General features: G+C 46.8%; 12 protein-coding genes. 8 read left to right on the top strand and 4 right to left on the bottom strand.

Going from position 1 to position 16,185, the window contains the following annotated elements; all coding sequences use genetic code 11:
* The first annotated feature begins 159 nt into the window (after positions 1-159).
* The 6 genes from cysD to M3P05_RS02750 all read left to right on the top strand — a co-directional run bounded on the left by cysD (position 160) and on the right by M3P05_RS02750 (position 9,473).
* Positions 160-1,092 carry a sulfate adenylyltransferase subunit CysD gene (gene cysD / locus M3P05_RS02775; protein ID WP_283777653.1) on the top strand — a complete coding sequence of 311 codons (933 nt, stop codon included), beginning with the start codon at positions 160-162 and terminating at the stop codon, positions 1,090-1,092.
* Complete coding sequence (cysN, locus tag M3P05_RS02770; RefSeq protein ID WP_249697709.1) at positions 1,092-2,711, top strand: sulfate adenylyltransferase subunit CysN; 1,620 nt, start codon at positions 1,092-1,094, stop codon at positions 2,709-2,711. The genes cysD and cysN overlap by 1 nt, the downstream gene beginning before the upstream one ends.
* A gap of 76 nt (positions 2,712-2,787) precedes the next feature.
* Positions 2,788-3,627: an ankyrin repeat domain-containing protein gene (locus M3P05_RS02765; protein WP_249697708.1), complete on the top strand. Its 840-nt coding sequence runs from the start codon at positions 2,788-2,790 to the stop codon at positions 3,625-3,627.
* Between the two features lie 482 nt (positions 3,628-4,109).
* Positions 4,110-5,306 carry a glycine C-acetyltransferase gene (locus tag M3P05_RS02760; RefSeq protein ID WP_249697707.1) on the top strand — a complete coding sequence of 399 codons (1,197 nt, stop codon included), beginning with the start codon at positions 4,110-4,112 and terminating at the stop codon, positions 5,304-5,306.
* Between the two features lie 90 nt (positions 5,307-5,396).
* Positions 5,397-6,425, top strand: a complete 1,029-nt coding sequence (gene tdh / locus M3P05_RS02755) for an L-threonine 3-dehydrogenase (RefSeq protein ID WP_249697908.1) — start codon at positions 5,397-5,399, stop codon at positions 6,423-6,425.
* Between the two features lie 492 nt (positions 6,426-6,917).
* A complete protein-coding gene (locus M3P05_RS02750) occupies positions 6,918-9,473 on the top strand; it encodes a hypothetical protein (protein WP_249697706.1) in 2,556 nt (851 codons plus the stop codon).
* A gap of 29 nt (positions 9,474-9,502) precedes the next feature.
* On the opposite strand, the gene folE is transcribed toward M3P05_RS02750, so the two are convergent.
* The 3 genes from folE to M3P05_RS02735 all read right to left on the bottom strand — a co-directional run bounded on the left by folE (position 9,503) and on the right by M3P05_RS02735 (position 12,170).
* The gene (gene folE / locus M3P05_RS02745; RefSeq protein ID WP_249697705.1) at positions 9,503-10,081 is read right to left on the bottom strand and encodes a GTP cyclohydrolase I FolE; all 579 of its coding nucleotides are present in this window, start codon (positions 10,079-10,081) and stop codon (positions 9,503-9,505) included.
* A gap of 13 nt (positions 10,082-10,094) precedes the next feature.
* On the bottom strand, positions 10,095-10,811 hold the full coding sequence (folM, locus tag M3P05_RS02740; RefSeq protein WP_249697704.1) for a dihydromonapterin reductase: 717 nt from the start codon (positions 10,809-10,811) through the stop codon (positions 10,095-10,097).
* A 120-nt stretch (positions 10,812-10,931) separates the two neighbouring features.
* On the bottom strand, positions 10,932-12,170 hold the full coding sequence (locus M3P05_RS02735; protein ID WP_249697703.1) for a cation:proton antiporter: 1,239 nt from the start codon (positions 12,168-12,170) through the stop codon (positions 10,932-10,934).
* 336 nt (positions 12,171-12,506) lie between these two features.
* Here M3P05_RS02735 and M3P05_RS02730 point away from each other — a divergent pair, with 336 nt between their 5' ends.
* Complete coding sequence (locus tag M3P05_RS02730) at positions 12,507-13,139, top strand: trimeric intracellular cation channel family protein (RefSeq protein ID WP_249697702.1); 633 nt, start codon at positions 12,507-12,509, stop codon at positions 13,137-13,139.
* A gap of 167 nt (positions 13,140-13,306) precedes the next feature.
* Here the strand turns inward: M3P05_RS02730 and yaaA are convergent, their stop codons facing one another.
* Complete coding sequence (gene yaaA / locus M3P05_RS02725) at positions 13,307-14,083, bottom strand: peroxide stress protein YaaA (protein ID WP_249697701.1); 777 nt, start codon at positions 14,081-14,083, stop codon at positions 13,307-13,309.
* Between the two features lie 261 nt (positions 14,084-14,344).
* Between yaaA and M3P05_RS02720 the strand changes: the two genes are divergently transcribed.
* Positions 14,345-16,150 (top strand): AMP-dependent synthetase/ligase, encoded by a 1,806-nt coding sequence (locus M3P05_RS02720; RefSeq protein WP_249697700.1) that lies wholly within the window; start codon positions 14,345-14,347, stop codon positions 16,148-16,150.
* Positions 16,151-16,185: the final 35 nt, after the last annotated feature.

The following is a 16,185-nucleotide window of genomic DNA, read 5'->3' as shown; positions in this document are numbered from 1 at the left end:
GATTGTTAAAAAATTGAAAGAGGTTCGTGGGACATGACTGGCAAGTCGTGCAGTCATATCAATATGCAAATATATTCTAATCAAGACAGCTAATATTCCTTATGATTATTGATATAGTGTCTTCCCGCTTCCAATAAACCTATGAAACAGCGGGATTCTATGACAATAACGGAGTTCACCATGAGCTCAGATGAAAGCCTGAATCACCTGCGGCAGTTAGAAGCCGAAAGTATACATATTATTCGTGAAGTGGCAGCGGAGTTTGATAATCCGGTGATGATGTATTCCATCGGAAAAGACTCGTCTGTCATGCTGCATCTGGCCAGGAAGGCTTTCTTTCCGGGACGTATCCCGTTCCCTCTGTTGCATATTGATTCCAACTGGAAGTTCCGCGAGATGATTCAGTTTCGGGATCAACAGGCAGAGAAATTTAATCTTGATCTGATTATTCATAAAAATCAGGAAGGGGTGGATGCCGGGGTCGGACCATTTACCCACGGCAGCGCCAAGCATACCGATATTATGAAAACCCAGGCGCTGCGACAGGCTCTGGATAAATACGGTTTTGATGCGGCTTTTGGTGGTGCCCGCCGGGATGAAGAGAAATCCCGTGCCAAGGAACGGGTTTATTCGTTCCGTGACCGCAATCACCGCTGGGATCCAAAGAATCAAAGGCCTGAACTATGGAATACCTATAACGGCAAGCATGAAAAAGGGGAGAGTATTCGTGTCTTTCCACTTTCCAACTGGACAGAACTGGATATCTGGCAATATATCTGGCTTGAGAATATTGAAATAGTTCCCCTTTATTATTCCGCAAAGCGCCCAATTGTTGAACGTGATGGTTTGCAGATCATGGTGGACGATGAGCGTATACCTCTGGGGAAGGATGAAGTACCGAAATTAAAGTCTGTTCGTTTCCGCACCCTTGGCTGTTATCCGTTAACCGGGGCAGTGGAATCTGAAGCTGCAACACTCCCGGAAATTATCCAGGAGATGCTGCTGACCAAAACATCTGAACGACAGGGTCGTGCCATTGATCATGATTCCTCCGGTTCCATGGAAAAGAAGAAGCAGGAAGGATATTTCTGATGAGCCATCAGTCCGATTTGATCCAGTCCGATATCCTCAGCTACCTCAAGCAGCATGAGAGTAAAGAGCTTCTTCGTTTCCTGACCTGCGGCAGCGTTGATGATGGCAAAAGCACATTGATTGGCCGTCTGCTGCACGACAGCAAGATAGTTTATGAAGACCAACTGGCAGCGGTAGCAGGAGACAGCAAGCGTGTTGGTACCCAGGGAGAGAAGATTGATCTCGCTCTGCTGGTGGACGGCCTTCAGGCTGAACGGGAGCAGGGCATAACCATTGATGTTGCCTATCGTTACTTCTCCACTGAAAAGCGTAAATTTATTATTGCTGATACCCCGGGGCATGAGCAGTACACCCGTAATATGGCCACGGGCGCTTCTACCTGTGATTTGGCGGTGATTCTTATTGATGCCCGCTATGGTGTAGTGACCCAGACCCGCCGCCACAGCTTTATTGCCAGCCTGCTTGGTATCAAGCATATCGTGGTAGCAGTTAACAAAATGGATCTGGTGGAATACCAGCAGGATGTTTTCGAGAATATCCGCAATGATTATCTGGACTTTGCTGAATCGCTGGAAGTCAGTGATATTCGTTTTGTCCCGGTATCAGCCCTTGAAGGTGATAATGTGGTCAATGCCAGCCGTCATATGGGCTGGTACTCTGGTAGTACCCTGATGCAGCTGCTGGAATCTGTTGATATTACCCATGACCATGATTTCGATGGGTTCCGTTTCCCCGTTCAATATGTGAATCGACCGAACCATGAGTTTCGGGGTTTTTCCGGAACAGTTGTGGCTGGTGAGATTAGACCCGGAGATACCATACTTGCTCTGCCATCAGGAAAAGCCAGCAGGGTCAAAGATATTGTGACCTTCGGTGGCGATCTTCCAAAAGCTTCATTTGGCCAGGCAATCACTTTAACGCTGGAAGATGAAATTGATATCAGTCGCGGGGATATGCTGGTATCACCTGATGCCAGACCCTTACAGGCACAGGAGCTGGATGCTGAAATTGTCTGGATGGGGGAACAGCCTCTGAAACCGGGCAGGCAGTATGATATCAAGCTTGGAACAGTAACAACGGCCGGTCAGGTTTCAAAAATTCATCATCAGATTGATGTGAATAGTTTTGAACAGCATACGGTACAGTCATTATCCCTGAATGAAATTGGCTACTGTCGTTTGTCTCTTTCCCGGGCTGTCACTTTTGATGCTTATCGGCGTAACCGTTCAACCGGCTCATTTATTGTGATAGACCGTGTAACCAATGAGACGGTTGGTGCCGGAATGATCAATGGAGCCGTTCGCACGGGGTTAAAAACGCCAGTTACCGTTGAAGAGCGGGCGGCACGTTTTGGGCAAACCCCTCAAATTATCCAGGTGAAGAGCGCCTCATGCCAAACGCTGGCATTGCTGGAAAGAGAACTGTTTGACCGGGGAGTGTCGGTTGCTATATTGCCCCGGCCAGAGTTTTCTCAGGAGCAGCTTTTGCGAAAACTGGGATTTATTGTACTCACCCGGGATGCGGCATCACCTGAAGCCATGACGCTGGATAGCCAGAAAACCAGTGAAGAGCTGCTGGAAAGTGTTTACCGTTGCTCCCAGATAAGTACTGGGTTTTAGAGGTTTCTTTACTTGCTTTATTTCTGCTGAGTGCCACATTTGTTCCCCCTGTTTTTGTATGCACCTGGGGGAGATTGTGAAACTCAACAGTCAAGCCAGCTATTGGCGCGTTATCAGGCGGGCTTTTGCTATTGGTACCTGTATGTTTTTTTACAGTACTCAAGAGGTAAGTGCTTTATTGACTCCTGAAGACTATCAAACACTTCAGAGAGCATGTAAAACAGGTCAGATTCATATACTTCAACAGTATCTTGAACATAGTGGGTATCAGCCAAATGATTATCTAGAGTTAACATTGAGAAGAGGCGATAAGGTTTCTGTTACATGTCTTGGCCTGGCCAGCCAGGCAGGCAGCATTGAAGCAGTAAAAAAAATGATAGAGATGGGGTGTGATGTCAATCTGGGCATTAAAGGTCGAGCAACACCGTTGTCACTGGCTTCTCAGCAAGGCCGTATTGGCGTTGTCCAGCTTCTTCTTGAGTCAGAGCATATCCAGGTTGATCTATGTCCAGAAGGCAAACCAACGCCACTCGGTTTTGCCATTAGTGAAGAATACCTCGATATAGCTGAACGATTAGTTGAAAAAGGAGCCGATCTTGAAAAGCCCTACAAGAAGGGAATGAGTGTACGTAATTACATAAGCGAAGAGATTGAAAGGTACTCTAAGAGCATTCTTCTTAATAATTATTTTAAAAAGAAAAAATTGGAAACGTTGCTCTTAAGGGAGAGTGTTAAAACTGTAGAATATGGGGTAAAGAAATATTTCAAAGGATATAACAAGGGAAGGCAGAAACTTTTTAATTCATATCAATTTGAACTGAATGCCATAGCAGAAGAGGTGGAATCATTGTCGAGTAGTTTTTCCTTGGATTCTTTAGATAAACCGTGTCCCAGTCCAGTCAAGCCAGCTCCTTAAAAAGCAATTAGATTTTTCTTGAGAGGTAATATGAGGTTATCCACAGTATATTTGGTTAACTCATCTGGATGACCTGTGGATAAGTTGCTTCACCTCTTCTCCGCCAATAGATGATTAAATGTGTCTTTTTTTGAACAGTCGGGATGCATCCTCATTTTTAAATTTTAAACGGCTGAATGTGGAGATGAATGCGAACAGAAAAATGTGGTAAGTACCAGCATGAAAAGGTTTTTTAAATAAGTTTGATAAGATCAGTAAAGATAATGTTTTGTAATTTAAACAATAAATATATGAAATGATTTGTGTTTGCCTGTCTGGGTGGTGGTATTCCCTAGGCAATAGGCATGGAATCTGCTAGGTGTTTGTGCTATCGCCACACTTCCGGATTAGCAGTAAGATGCCGCCAGTTTTGTGATATAACCTGCCGCTTCTATGTTCAATAGAAGCGTTGATATTTTCCCTGGACCCATTCCGGAGCCAAGATGAAATCTGCATTTTACGATCAGTTATCCACACAGCTGGAAGAACTGAAAGAGCAAGGCCTGTACAAGGACGAGCGTGTAATTACTTCCCAGCAGTCTTCCGATATTACTGTTACTGGTGGTGAGCACGTACTGAACTTCTGTGCCAATAACTACCTTGGTCTGGCCAATGCGCCAGAACTGATCGAAGCAGGCCAGAAGGCTCTGGATAAATATGGCTACGGTATGGCGTCTGTCCGCTTTATCTGTGGTACCCAGGACGTTCACAAGGAACTGGAAAACCGCATGTCCGAATTCCTGGGCATGGAAGACACTATCCTGTACTCCTCCTGCTTTGATGCCAACGCCGGTCTGTTTGAAACTGTGCTGAGCGCTGAAGATGCGATTATCAGTGACTCTCTGAACCACGCTTCCATCATCGACGGTGTGCGTTTGTGTAAGGCTAAGCGTTTCCGTTATGCCAACAACGATATGGCATCTCTGGAAGAGCAGCTGAAAGCCGCTGACGAAGCTGGCTGCCGCCACAAGATGATCGCCACCGACGGTGTATTCTCCATGGATGGCATCATCGCCAACCTGCAGGGCATCTGTGATCTGGCTGACAAGTACAACGCGCTGGTGATGGTTGATGACTCTCACGCTGTTGGCTTTGTCGGTGATAAAGGTCGTGGTACCCACGAGTACTGCGATGTTATGAGCCGCGTTGACATCATCACAGGTACTCTGGGCAAGGCCATGGGTGGTGCTTCCGGTGGTTACACCTCTGGTAAGAAAGAAGTGATTGCCTGGCTGCGCAACCGCTCCCGTCCATACCTGTTCTCCAACACTCTGTGCCCAACCATCGCGTCCGCAACCCTGAAGGTTCTCGATATGCTGGCTGCAGGCGATGACCTGCGTGCCCGTCTGCGTGAAAATGCGGCTCACTTCCGTGCAGAGATGGAAAAGCATGGCTTCACTCTGGCAGGCAAGGATCACCCAATCATCCCTGTAATGCTGGGCGACGCTGCTCTGGCCAAAGACTTTGCTGACCGCATGCTGAAAGAAGGTATTTACGTGATTGCCTTCAGCTTCCCGGTTGTTCCGAATGGCAAGGCCCGTATCCGTACCCAGATGTCTGCTGCTCACACCACAGAGCAGATTGATCACCTGGTTGCTGCTTTTGCCAAGGTTGGCCGCGAACTCAAGGTCATCAGCTAAGACTGATTACCAGCTAAGGTCTAATTAACAACATTTATAGTTTTGAGCCGTCAGGAAACGGCGGCTCGCGGAGTAAGCCCCATGACCATGATGAAGACTCTGGCCAAACTGCATGCCGAAAAAGGCATCTGGATGGATGAGAAGGAAATCCCGACTCCAGGCCATAACGACGTTCTGATCAAGATCAAGAAGACTGCTATCTGCGGTACTGACATCCATATCTACAACTGGGATGAGTGGTCTCAGAAGACTATCCCTCTGGGTATGACTGTTGGTCACGAGTTCGCTGGTGAAATCGTGGAAGTTGGCCAGGAAGTTCAGGGTCTGAAGATAGGTGACCGTGTTTCTGGTGAAGGCCATCTGGTGTGCGGCCACTGCCGTAACTGCCGTGCTGGCCGTCGTCACCTGTGCCGTAACACCAAGGGTGTTGGCGTAAACCGTCCTGGTTGCTTTGCCGAGTACCTGTGTATTCCCGCTGCCAACGTATTCCCTCTGCCGGATGATATCAGCGATGATATGGCGTCCATCTTCGATCCATACGGCAACGCCGTTCACACTGCCCTGCAGTTTGATATGGTCGGTGAAGACGTTCTGGTTACCGGTGCTGGTCCTATCGGCATTATGGGCGCAGCTGTTGCCCGTCACGCCGGTGCCCGTCACGTTGTGATCACTGATGTGAACGAATACCGCCTGGATCTGGCCCGCAAGATGGGCGTAACCAGTGCTGTAAACGTGGCTGAGCAGAACCTGGAAAACGTGATGAAAGACCTCGGCATGACCGAAGGCTTCGACGTTGGTCTGGAAATGTCCGGTAACGGTCGTGCATTCGAGCAGATGCTGGAGCTGATGAACAATGGTGGCAAGGTATCCCTGCTGGGTATTCCTTCTGCTGATACCACCATCGACTGGAACCAGGTGATCTTCAAGATGCTGACCCTGAAAGGCATCTACGGTCGTGAAATGTTCGAAACCTGGTACAAGATGGGCAGCATGCTGCAGTCTGGCCTGGATCTGGATCCGATCATTACTCACCGCTTCCCTGTGTCCCAGTTCGAAGAAGCCTTCGAAATTATGGCCAGTGGCAAGTCCGGTAAGATCGTTCTGGATTGGACTGAGTAATTCCCTGCTTAAGCCGTTGTTGCCTGCTCTGGGCAGCAACGGTTCTGCTTTCATTTCCCCTCCTCTTGCTATTTCTTTCACCTCTCTGTCATAAAAATACAATCTATATTTTTCGTTTCCTGAAGTGGCTTGCCAGTTAATGCTTATTATCTGGAACTCAAAAAGTGTTTAAAACAAACGTAATTCTCCGGTGTTTGTCTCAGTCTCCGTGAAAATTCCGCTTTCCCTGCTATCTTCTCAGGATGGATTGGATGGGGGATACTAATCTAACTGCCAGCAGCAGCCGATGAATAAACGTCTGTCACTTTGCAGAAATAATAAACGCTCCTTCCGTTAATGGTTTTTCAAGCATGGGGGGTGGTGTTTGTGTATAGGCTGACTTCTTATGTTTGTATTTGTGTAGCCCTTGGGTATGGTGTGATAGAGCCTGCCTGGGCAATGCTTAGTAAAAAGAAACATGCACGCCACGGGTCTGTCCCCCCGGATATTCCGATGAGAGGAACAGGTGAGGAGGTCGTTCAACCGGGTGGCGATCATAATGGGGGCGGTGATGGGGACAGAGATAGTGGAATAAGTTCTACTCAGGTAAGAAGAGACAAGTACACACCCTCAAGATTTCCGGGCAGAAGCCTGTCTTCGGCAAACTTATCAATGAGCAGTAGTTATTCGCATCTTTCTTTTTCTCCAAGTAGCTCATCGCTTTCGAGTAGTGGAGTGGAAGATCCCAATGAGCTGTCATCTTCATCTTCGTGTCAGGCACTTCAAACTGAAGAGTTACATAAATACAAATGGAGCAAGCAGGCGGAACAAGAATATAAACGTTCGATCTCAGAGAATGAAGACGGGGTTCTTCCTAACTCTTGGGAAGGGCATCAATCTGGCTTGCGATACAGTCACTCTACAAAGCCTGGAGCCAGTGCAGGTAGCTATGATAAGAGCTTCCTGCGTGTTCACCATCCTATGGGAATTAAAGCATCCGCTGCTCCGATATATCGCACAACACCAATGTTAAATATACCCCGTACTGGTTTTAGTGCACCAATGGAAGTTTGCATGGAAGAACCTGCTGGAGAAGACAGCTCTTCTGATTCTACATATGGGTCACAGGGAACAATAATCCGTCATGATCGAGATGTTGTAATACTATCAGAGGAGCTTGATGCACTAAGTCTCAGCCTGACACCGATAGATGATCTTCCTGACTGGTCAAATGAGAGAAATAATAACCCCCATCGTAAAGCCTTTGGAAGAAGCGAGGGACGGAATAGCAAAAGGGTAAGGTTGAGGGCTCCAAAGGTGTCAGTTGTGAGTACGCTGTCAAAGTGGAAAAGTGATCGAAATCTCTTTAAGTCAGTAAGTAAATCTGCGGACATCGGGGGGGAAGGGGCCAAGCTGAGAAAAGAGGCTGATACAAACAAGAAAAATGCCTATCGAGTGCTGTATGACAAATCTGGTGTTTGGAAAGTGTCAGCACGAGATGATGCTGAATTCGCCGAAATTATGGACGCGCTGAAGAAGTTAAAGTGTACCCTACCAGACGTCAGAACTAATGACTGGAGCACAATTATTCTGAGATTGTGTAAATGGATTATTGCAAGAACTTGGACAAATGGTACGAATCTTCTTTACCACACTGTTTCTTTGAAATATCCCAAATATAACGGTGTTGATATTTTTGATACTTATGAAGTTGATATTGTTCTCCCATCCCTGCCTGTAAAGGCACCAGTGAATGAAAAATTTATTAAAAGGCTTGTGAAAGCTTTAAAGACCATTGATAAGAATACAGAGGATATCCCAGATGACGAAGCCTGGTCTCAGCCATGGGTTTTGTTTAAAGCACAGCTGACGACTCAAATTAAAACGATTGTAGGACAGAACTCAAATCCCAAGAAGTTAGGTCAAGACCGAACTCAGGCAGTATCTAATACGGCACGAGTTTTAGCATCTATCACATCTTCATGTACTGACTACCTCAGGTATGTAGAGGTGAAAATATCTTTAAGTAAGGGTGATATCTTTGATGTGACTTATCAAAAAATGCTAACAGAGATACGTGCTGTCAGGCATGCTATGAAATCTGTTGAGAAAGTATTGCTTTATGCTAGAACCTCCTCTGAGCTTGAGCGCAATCTCCATATGCTGAAAGGTTTGCTATCTATTGTCGATAATCCGTTACAAGTAGATTCAGACCCTAGACGATTTGAAACTCTGGGTGCTATTGGGGATATTTTGGGTAAAAAAGTTGATATGGGGTGCCCCTACGATAGTTCAGCTGTTAGGGGAGCGGTATTTCCAGGTTTGCCTGAAGTAGGCCCTCAAATAGATGAAAGCGATTACAGCTCTTTAATGAATTTTATTGATCTGGTGATTGGTGGTCATACTACCGGCTTTGTTCCTGTACCAGAAGCTAAAGCTGGCTCCCCTGCAGTAACTGGTGAGATCCCTCTCTTATGGGGGTATAGTTGGGATGCAGGCGCGCTTGGAAAAGATATTTACTCCCTTGAAGGGGGAGGAAGTGTGATGCCTTCAACGGCCCTTTTTGTAAACGCAATTGATGGCAATGCGCTGAAACTGACAAAGGAAACATTAAAATGCCCAGAATTTAAATCTTTGTTTTATCAGTTGTTCAGGCTAAGTGTTTCAAGTGCCAGTGTCAATCCAGTCTCATTTTATCTTTTCTCCATCTGTCGAACTCTTTCTGACTTGTATTCTATGCCTTGCGATGCGGAGATCTGGTCTGCTAGGAGTGAAAGTGGAATTAATTCAGAGTTAAATCAGATAGCTGCTGCTTTAGCTACTTTCGCCGAGGGAATCAGAACAGGTTCTGTCCGTGAGGAGTGGGTGATAGAAAGCAAGCTGTCATCTGCATGCATGGCCTTGCAAAAAAAATTAGAGATTGAACGCTGTGGGGAGCAGTTCTGGGGAATCATGGATGGCCTTCTTGATGATGTTGAAGCTCTGGAAATGGGAATTTTGAAGATGTTTGTAGGAGAGGAAGAGCTGCAGAAAAGATTTGAGAAACTAAGGCTGCAGCAGGAAACTTGAGCAGTTAATACTGCAGCACTGGTCAGGCATTACTTTGCGATATAACGCAGGAACTCTTCACGGGTTGGAAGGTGATTACGGAAGTCGCCTCGCATCACCGATGTGGTCATGGATGAGTTCTGTTTCTCCACACCGCGCATCATCATGCACATATGCTTGGCTTCGATAACAACAGCCACACCACGGGCTTCTGTTACCTCTTCAATGGCCTCGGCAATCTGCAGGGTCATGTTTTCCTGGATCTGCAGGCGGCGGGCAAACATGTCCACAATCCGGGCAAACTTGGACAAACCCAGAACCTTGCCTTTTGGAATATAGGCAACATGCGCCTTACCAATAAAGGGCAGAAGGTGGTGCTCACACAGGGAGTAGAGCTCAATATCCCGAACAACGACCATCTCATCATTGTCAGATTCAAAAACTGCTCCGTTTACGATTTCTTCAAGGTCCTGACGATAGCCCCGTGTCAGGAAGGACATAGCTTTGGCGGCCCGTTTGGGGGTGTCCTTCAGGCCATCCCGGTGTGGGTCTTCTCCAACTCCTTCAATAATGCCTCTGTAGTATGAGGACAGGGCTTCAAGTTCGAGTTCACTCGGGTTATCGGTCATGTAGTGGTCCGTTTCATCTCAATGACATTCCACCGTCAACTGGCATTGTCGTTCCGGTGACATACGGGTTGTGCAGTATGTAACTCAGAGACTGCCAGATGACATCTTCGCCGGGTTCCAATCCCATTGGCGGAATGTGCAGTGTATTCTCGGCTGCTGCCAACTGGTCATGATCATTCATGATGATCAGATAAGGTGCTATAGCATTGACCTTAACTTTTGGGGCGTAGAGCCTTGCAAAAGAGCGGGTCAGGCTTTCAAGACCAGCCTTGGTGGCGGCGTAAGCTGCATAATGTTCGTCACCTCGGAGGGCATTGTAATCGGTCATATGGACGATGTCCGCAGTTTCAGGATAATTTTTCAACAAACCGTAAAGGCTACGGTTTATTAACCAGGGTGCTTCCATATGTAACTTGAACAAATGTGCAAGTGGTTCGTTATCCTGCGGGTTATCACTGTCTGAAATCCAGCCGGAGGCATTATGAATAATTGCCCTGAGATCTGAGGTGATCGATTTAACCTGCTCGATCAGGTTGAGGATACTGCGGGTCTCGTCAAGATTGGACTGCAGAACAACAGCTCCGGCTTGCTTCAATTCATCTATGCCGGAAGAGTGGTGGCGAAAGGTGGCAATAACTCTGTATCCGGCTTCCAGAAGCCGACGGGCATTGTATAAACCAAGCCGACGTGAAGCACCGGTTATTAGAACCGTCCCTTTCTGACTGCTCATGCTGGTATCTCCTGTGAGACATTAACCCCTGGCGTCTTGTTGGTATTTGATGAAGAAATCATTTCTTCGCTCGGTTCACCAGGGGCTGTTTAACGGGAGCATAGCAATTTTAAGAAGCTTTTACTCGGGCCTCTGTTGTTCGTAGCATGAACTGTTAATCATGGGTGACATAGCACCTTTAGCCAATTCATTCTGTGTGTGTTCAGGATGACTGATCAGCAGACAGCGAACGGCATAAATAAATGCACCAGTCAGGAACAGGTTCAAGGTCAGCGAAAACATGGCGATGGTCAGGATATCTCCACCAATTCCATAGCCTAGGCTGATCATTATTACGCCAGCTCCAACTTCACCTCGCGGGAAAAGCCCAATACTGAGAGCAAGCCTTTCTTTGAGGGAGGCTTCCTGTCGGTAACAGAAGAGAGGAAACATTTTTCCAAGATTGGAAATAACAGTGACCACAAGCACATGGCCAAAGATTGTTGACAGCTCCATCCCTGCTGCTGAATCTACTCTGGCAGATGTCATCAGGTTGATATGGGGCATGTTCAGCCCCACAAGAACCATAAAGATAGCTGCAATGATATCTCTGGCTTTGAGCTCGACAGGGCTTTCATGATTAACTTCTGGATCTGGTTTTATAGCACAACCCAGCAGGAAGGCTGGAAGCAGTACTTCAATATGCAAAGGAGTAGCAGGGTCAATAAACAGGCTACCCAGCAGAATCAGCTTGCTGGCAGTGGCGATAATAAAGGCATAAAGCAGAAGCCAGCGCCATGTGCAGGGAATTCTCCAGGCACGCAGGTTCTCATATCCCAGTAAAAGCATAATCAGCATCACAGCCAGAATAACACCCAGCTGCCAAGTGAGGCCAATCATCATAATGGTTAACGGAACCAGCAGCAGAACTGTGTCGAGGTCGTCAAAAATGGCAAGAGTGCGGGCTTTGTGGAACATCCAGGTTGCACCCAGTCCTGCAGCCGTCAGCATGGTGAAGAGAACACCGGCTGAAGTCGGTGCAGCAAAACGACCCAGCAGAAGCATCTCCTTCCAGGTTTGGGATTCAAACCATCCACCGGAAGGCGACAGGACAAATACAAAGTAAAGAGCAACAAAAAGCCAGGGCAGGGTGGCTGCGGTCATGGCAACCAGATAATCCCATGCGTATGAGGAGAGGTGTGACTTATCAATCTCAAACTCTGTACCGACATTGATCATGATAAATGACAACGCAGTCATGGTCAGATACATGACCATCGGCTGAAAGAAAGTGTGAGCCTCGGCAAAATGGAGAGGGAGCATTTGCGACAGTGCTATGCCCAAAAGCAACAGCAGGGACAAAGTAATGACTTTTTTCAAAACGCTACCCTAATTCTTAATTTTTAGAGAAGTAACAATCAAAAAGTTCAGTGCGCTTATTTGTTATTGTTCAATCATTATCGAAATTGTCTATTTGCAGTCTATTTACTTTTTCCTCTTTTAAAAACTGTCGTAGATCAATAAAATTACCGATTCGAAAACTGGTCTTGCAGTTTTAAACCGAAATAAATGCAATAACTCCAAAGACCTGTAGTTAAACCTTAAGTGAGCTGTAAATAGTAAAAGACTGGTTGTTCGCAATATGAAGTGAACGGATATCAGTTCCTTATATGGTTTGTGTCATCAGCAATCATTGTGTTCTGGATTGTTTTAATAATGCTTTTGAATTTTCTCGACTTGTTGGGAACAGGGGTCTTTGCCGCAACCGGGGCAATGGTTGCTGCCCGAAGAAACCTCGATATTTTTGGTGCCCTGGTTCTGGCGTTCGTCACGGCCGTGGGTGGCGGGACGATCCGAGACTTTACTCTGGGCAGTATGCCAGTGTTCTGGGTGCATGATACGTCCTATCTGGCCATTATCTTCCTATCGACGGCTTTAACTCTGTTTGGCCGACGCTGGTGGGATCAGACTCGTGCGATCCTTCTGGTATCTGACGCACTTGGGCTGGGTGTGTTTACTGTGATTGGCATCGAAAAAGCTCTTCGGTTTGGAGTTCCTCCCATGACTGCTGTCATGATGGGAGTTTTAACCGGTGCCGGAGGTGGTTTGATCCGGGATATTCTGGCTGGACGCGTTCCTATGGTGCTTCGAAGTGAGATTTACGCAACAGCTGCCATTGCTGGCGGGCTGTTTTATATTGTTATGCAGGATGTCGGTATTGCCCGCTCTGTGGTTGCAATTGCGTGTGCCTGTGTTGTTTTTTGCCTTCGTCTTCTTGCCATTTACTGCAATATGTCTCTTCCCAGGCTTACAGCTCCCAAACAGTCCCGAAAGCCTGTCCGGGAGTAGAGCCCGTATTGAGGAGGACAAGTCCTTATCGCAGGGTATGTCAGAATGAAATATCAATAAGATCTGAATGAGCGATGCGTGCCGGGCGGAAAGCTACAATGCAGGACTGGCTTCAAATCCGGCAGCAATCAGCATGTCTTTATTGATGAGTCGGTATAGTATTACGGCTACTCTGCCTGGTCTCTTGTAAATACCCACTGTTTGTTATCGCTCATCTCCGGGTTAAAGCTATAGCCAGCATAATTAAATTTCTTGATAGAGGCAGGTTTGGTAATTTTCTTGTCGATGATGTAACGGGTCATCAGTCCCCGGGCTTTCTTGGCATAGAAGCTGATGATTTTGTACTGCCCGTTTTTTAGATCTTTGAAAACTGGTGTGATGATATCGGCATTCAGCTGTTTGGACTTGATGCTCTTGAAATATTCATTGGAAGCCAAGTTAACCAGAACATTATCACCCTGCTGTTCCAGTTCGGCATTCAAGGCATCGGTAATAATATCACCCCAGAAAGCGTAAAGGTCTTTCCCCCGGTTATTCGCAAACTTGGTTCCCATCTCCAGGCGATAAGCCTGCATCAGATCAAGTGGTCGTAAAAGACCATACAGGCCACTCAGAATCCGCAGATGTTCCTGGGCAAACTGGAAGCCTTTCTCTGTGAGTGTTTCTGCATCAAGACCGGTGTAGACATCACCTTTAAAAGCCAGAACTGCCTGCTTGGCGTTCTTGTTATTAAACGGTTTCTTCCAAGCTTCGTAGCGTGCCGCATTCAGGCCTGCCAGTTTGTCACTGATGCTCATCAACTTGCCAATCTCGGTTGGAGAGAGTTCTTTCAACTGTTTAATGAGTTCCTGTGAATGTTTCAGGAAATCCGGTTGTGTATTGATATCAGTGACTGGAGCAGTTTCATAATCCAGAGTCTTGGCAGGAGAAATAATAATCAGCACTTTTTGCTCCTTTCCTCTAATTTATTGATAGCTATTTGTAAAGCCATCTTCAGATAACCAATAGTATTGTCCGCAGCTCTGCTAAACCAGCTAATCTTATTGTTTATTTTTGTTTCCGCAGGTGACATACCTTATTGACCTGTAATCACCATAAGGGGAGACTTTGGTAAAGCTACTGGTTGTGATAGTGGTTCACACGCATCGTGTAAACCGTTTTTTTTCATAACCACTTACACTCTCCAAAGAAGTTGTCCATTCCCCATGACACAAGAATTCAGCTTTCACTTGGTTAACCTGCTGCGGAAACATGTTGGCAAATATCGTGACCGTGTAGCTCTGCGCTATGCCAATCCGGAAGAAGGTCAGGATATCAGCTGGACCGAACTGGGTCGCAGGGTGGAAGAACTGGCTCTGGCCCTGATTGCCGCTGGTGTGCAGGTTCAGGATAAAGTGGCCATCTGCTCCCGGAACATGCCGGAATGGACCATTACCGACCTGGCCATTCTTTTCTCCCGGGCTGTCACTGTACCGATTTATCCTACGAATACTGCCAAACAGGTTTCTTATATCCTTCGGGATGCTGGTATTCGTATTCTGTTTGTTGGTGAGCAGGAGCAGTTTGATTCTGCCCTGGAAGCTGCTGGTGATTATGAGTTACTGGAACGCATCGTCGCTATTGATCGCAGCATTGATCTCAGAGGAATCGAAAAAGCCTGCTACCTGGATAACTTTATCCAGGCCCATGGAGGGCGGGCTGAGCAGGTTGAACTGGAACAACGACTCGAAAATCTGGATATGACCGATCTGGTCACCCTGATCTACACATCCGGAACAACCGGGGAACCCAAAGGGGTGATGCTGGATTATCAGAACTTCGCAGCGGCAGTGAGCCAGCATGATGAACGGCTTGCGTTGACTGAAGATGATATCTCGATTTCTTTCCTGCCACTGAGCCATATTTTTGAGCGTGCCTGGACCTTTTACGTTCTCTATCGTGGCGCAACCAACGTTTACATGCGCGATCAGAACGATATCAAAGATATTTTGCCCCAGGTTAAGCCAACCGTAATGTGTGCTGTCCCGCGCCTTTATGAAAAGATGCACACAGCCATTCTTTCCAAGGTTGAAGCAGCCCCTGAGTCCAAGAAAAAACTGTTCTACTGGGCTGTCGGTGTTGGTGAGAAGTGCTTCAAAACGATTCAATCAGGAAAGCAGCCAGGCCTGTATTTGAAAGCATCCCATGCCCTGGCAGATAAGTTGGTGTTTTCCAGGCTGCGGATGGCTCTTGGTGGACGAACCCGTTTCCTGCCCTGTTCGGGTGCGCGGCTGGATGATGATATCAATCTGTTCTTCCAGTCTATCGGGATTCACCTGAAATACGGCTATGGCCTGAGTGAAACAACAGCTACGGTTTCCTGTTATCAGGATGAAGGCTATCGCTTTGGCACTATGGGTAAACCTCTGCCGGCCATTCAGGTACGTATTGGCGAGAAGGATGAGATTCAGGTTAAGTCTGAAACCATTATGCGGGGTTACTACAACAAACCTGAAGCAACGGCTGAAGCGTTTACCGAAGATGGCTGGTTCCGTACTGGCGATGCCGGCCATCTCGATGATGATGGCAATATCATCATGACAGAGCGCCTGAAAGAACTGATGAAAACATCCGGTGGTAAATATATTGCTCCTCAGCTGGTGGAAAGCACCTTGATTCGTGATCACTTTGTCGAACAGGTGGCGATTGTTGCTGATACCAGAAAATATGTTTCAGCGCTTATAGTTCCTGCATTCGAAGCTTTAGAAGAGTATGCTAAATCCATTGGTGTGGAATTCGAAAATCGCATGGAATTGATTCGCGACAGCCAGATTCAGGAACTATTCAACGAGCGACTTGGAAAGCTGCAGAAAGAACTGGCGCGGTTTGAACAGGTGAAAAAGTTCACCCTTCTGTCCAGAGAATTTTCTCTGGAGCTTGGTGAAATTACACCAACGCTGAAGCTGCGCCGAAAGGTGATTATGGAGCGCTTCAAGAAAGAAATTGAAGCTATGTATCCTGGCCGCCGTTAAGTATTTAAGTAAGTATTGTTTGAAAAAGAAAGCAG

Origin of the sequence: Parendozoicomonas callyspongiae, assembly GCF_023502345.1 — a bacterium.
In the GTDB taxonomy this organism is placed as follows: Bacteria; Pseudomonadota; Gammaproteobacteria; order Pseudomonadales; family Endozoicomonadaceae; genus Sansalvadorimonas; species Sansalvadorimonas callyspongiae.
This window is presented reverse-complemented; position numbering and strand designations above follow the sequence as displayed.

What these genes read in the sequence shown, in the direction of transcription:
- cysD (WP_283777653.1), top strand. Translation starts at nt 160, where the DNA reads ATGACAATAACGGAGTTCACCATGAGCTCAGATGAAAGCCTGAATCAC.
- cysN (WP_249697709.1), top strand. Translation starts at nt 1,092, where the DNA reads ATGAGCCATCAGTCCGATTTGATCCAGTCCGATATCCTCAGCTACCTC.
- M3P05_RS02760 (WP_249697707.1), top strand. Translation starts at nt 4,110, where the DNA reads ATGAAATCTGCATTTTACGATCAGTTATCCACACAGCTGGAAGAACTG.
- tdh (WP_249697908.1), top strand. Translation starts at nt 5,397, where the DNA reads ATGAAGACTCTGGCCAAACTGCATGCCGAAAAAGGCATCTGGATGGAT.
- M3P05_RS02750 (WP_249697706.1), top strand. Translation starts at nt 6,918, where the DNA reads ATGAGAGGAACAGGTGAGGAGGTCGTTCAACCGGGTGGCGATCATAAT.
- folE (WP_249697705.1), bottom strand. Translation starts at nt 10,081, where the DNA reads ATGACCGATAACCCGAGTGAACTCGAACTTGAAGCCCTGTCCTCATAC.
- folM (WP_249697704.1), bottom strand. Translation starts at nt 10,811, where the DNA reads ATGAGCAGTCAGAAAGGGACGGTTCTAATAACCGGTGCTTCACGTCGG.
- M3P05_RS02730 (WP_249697702.1), top strand. Translation starts at nt 12,507, where the DNA reads ATGCTTTTGAATTTTCTCGACTTGTTGGGAACAGGGGTCTTTGCCGCA.
- M3P05_RS02720 (WP_249697700.1), top strand. Translation starts at nt 14,345, where the DNA reads ATGACACAAGAATTCAGCTTTCACTTGGTTAACCTGCTGCGGAAACAT.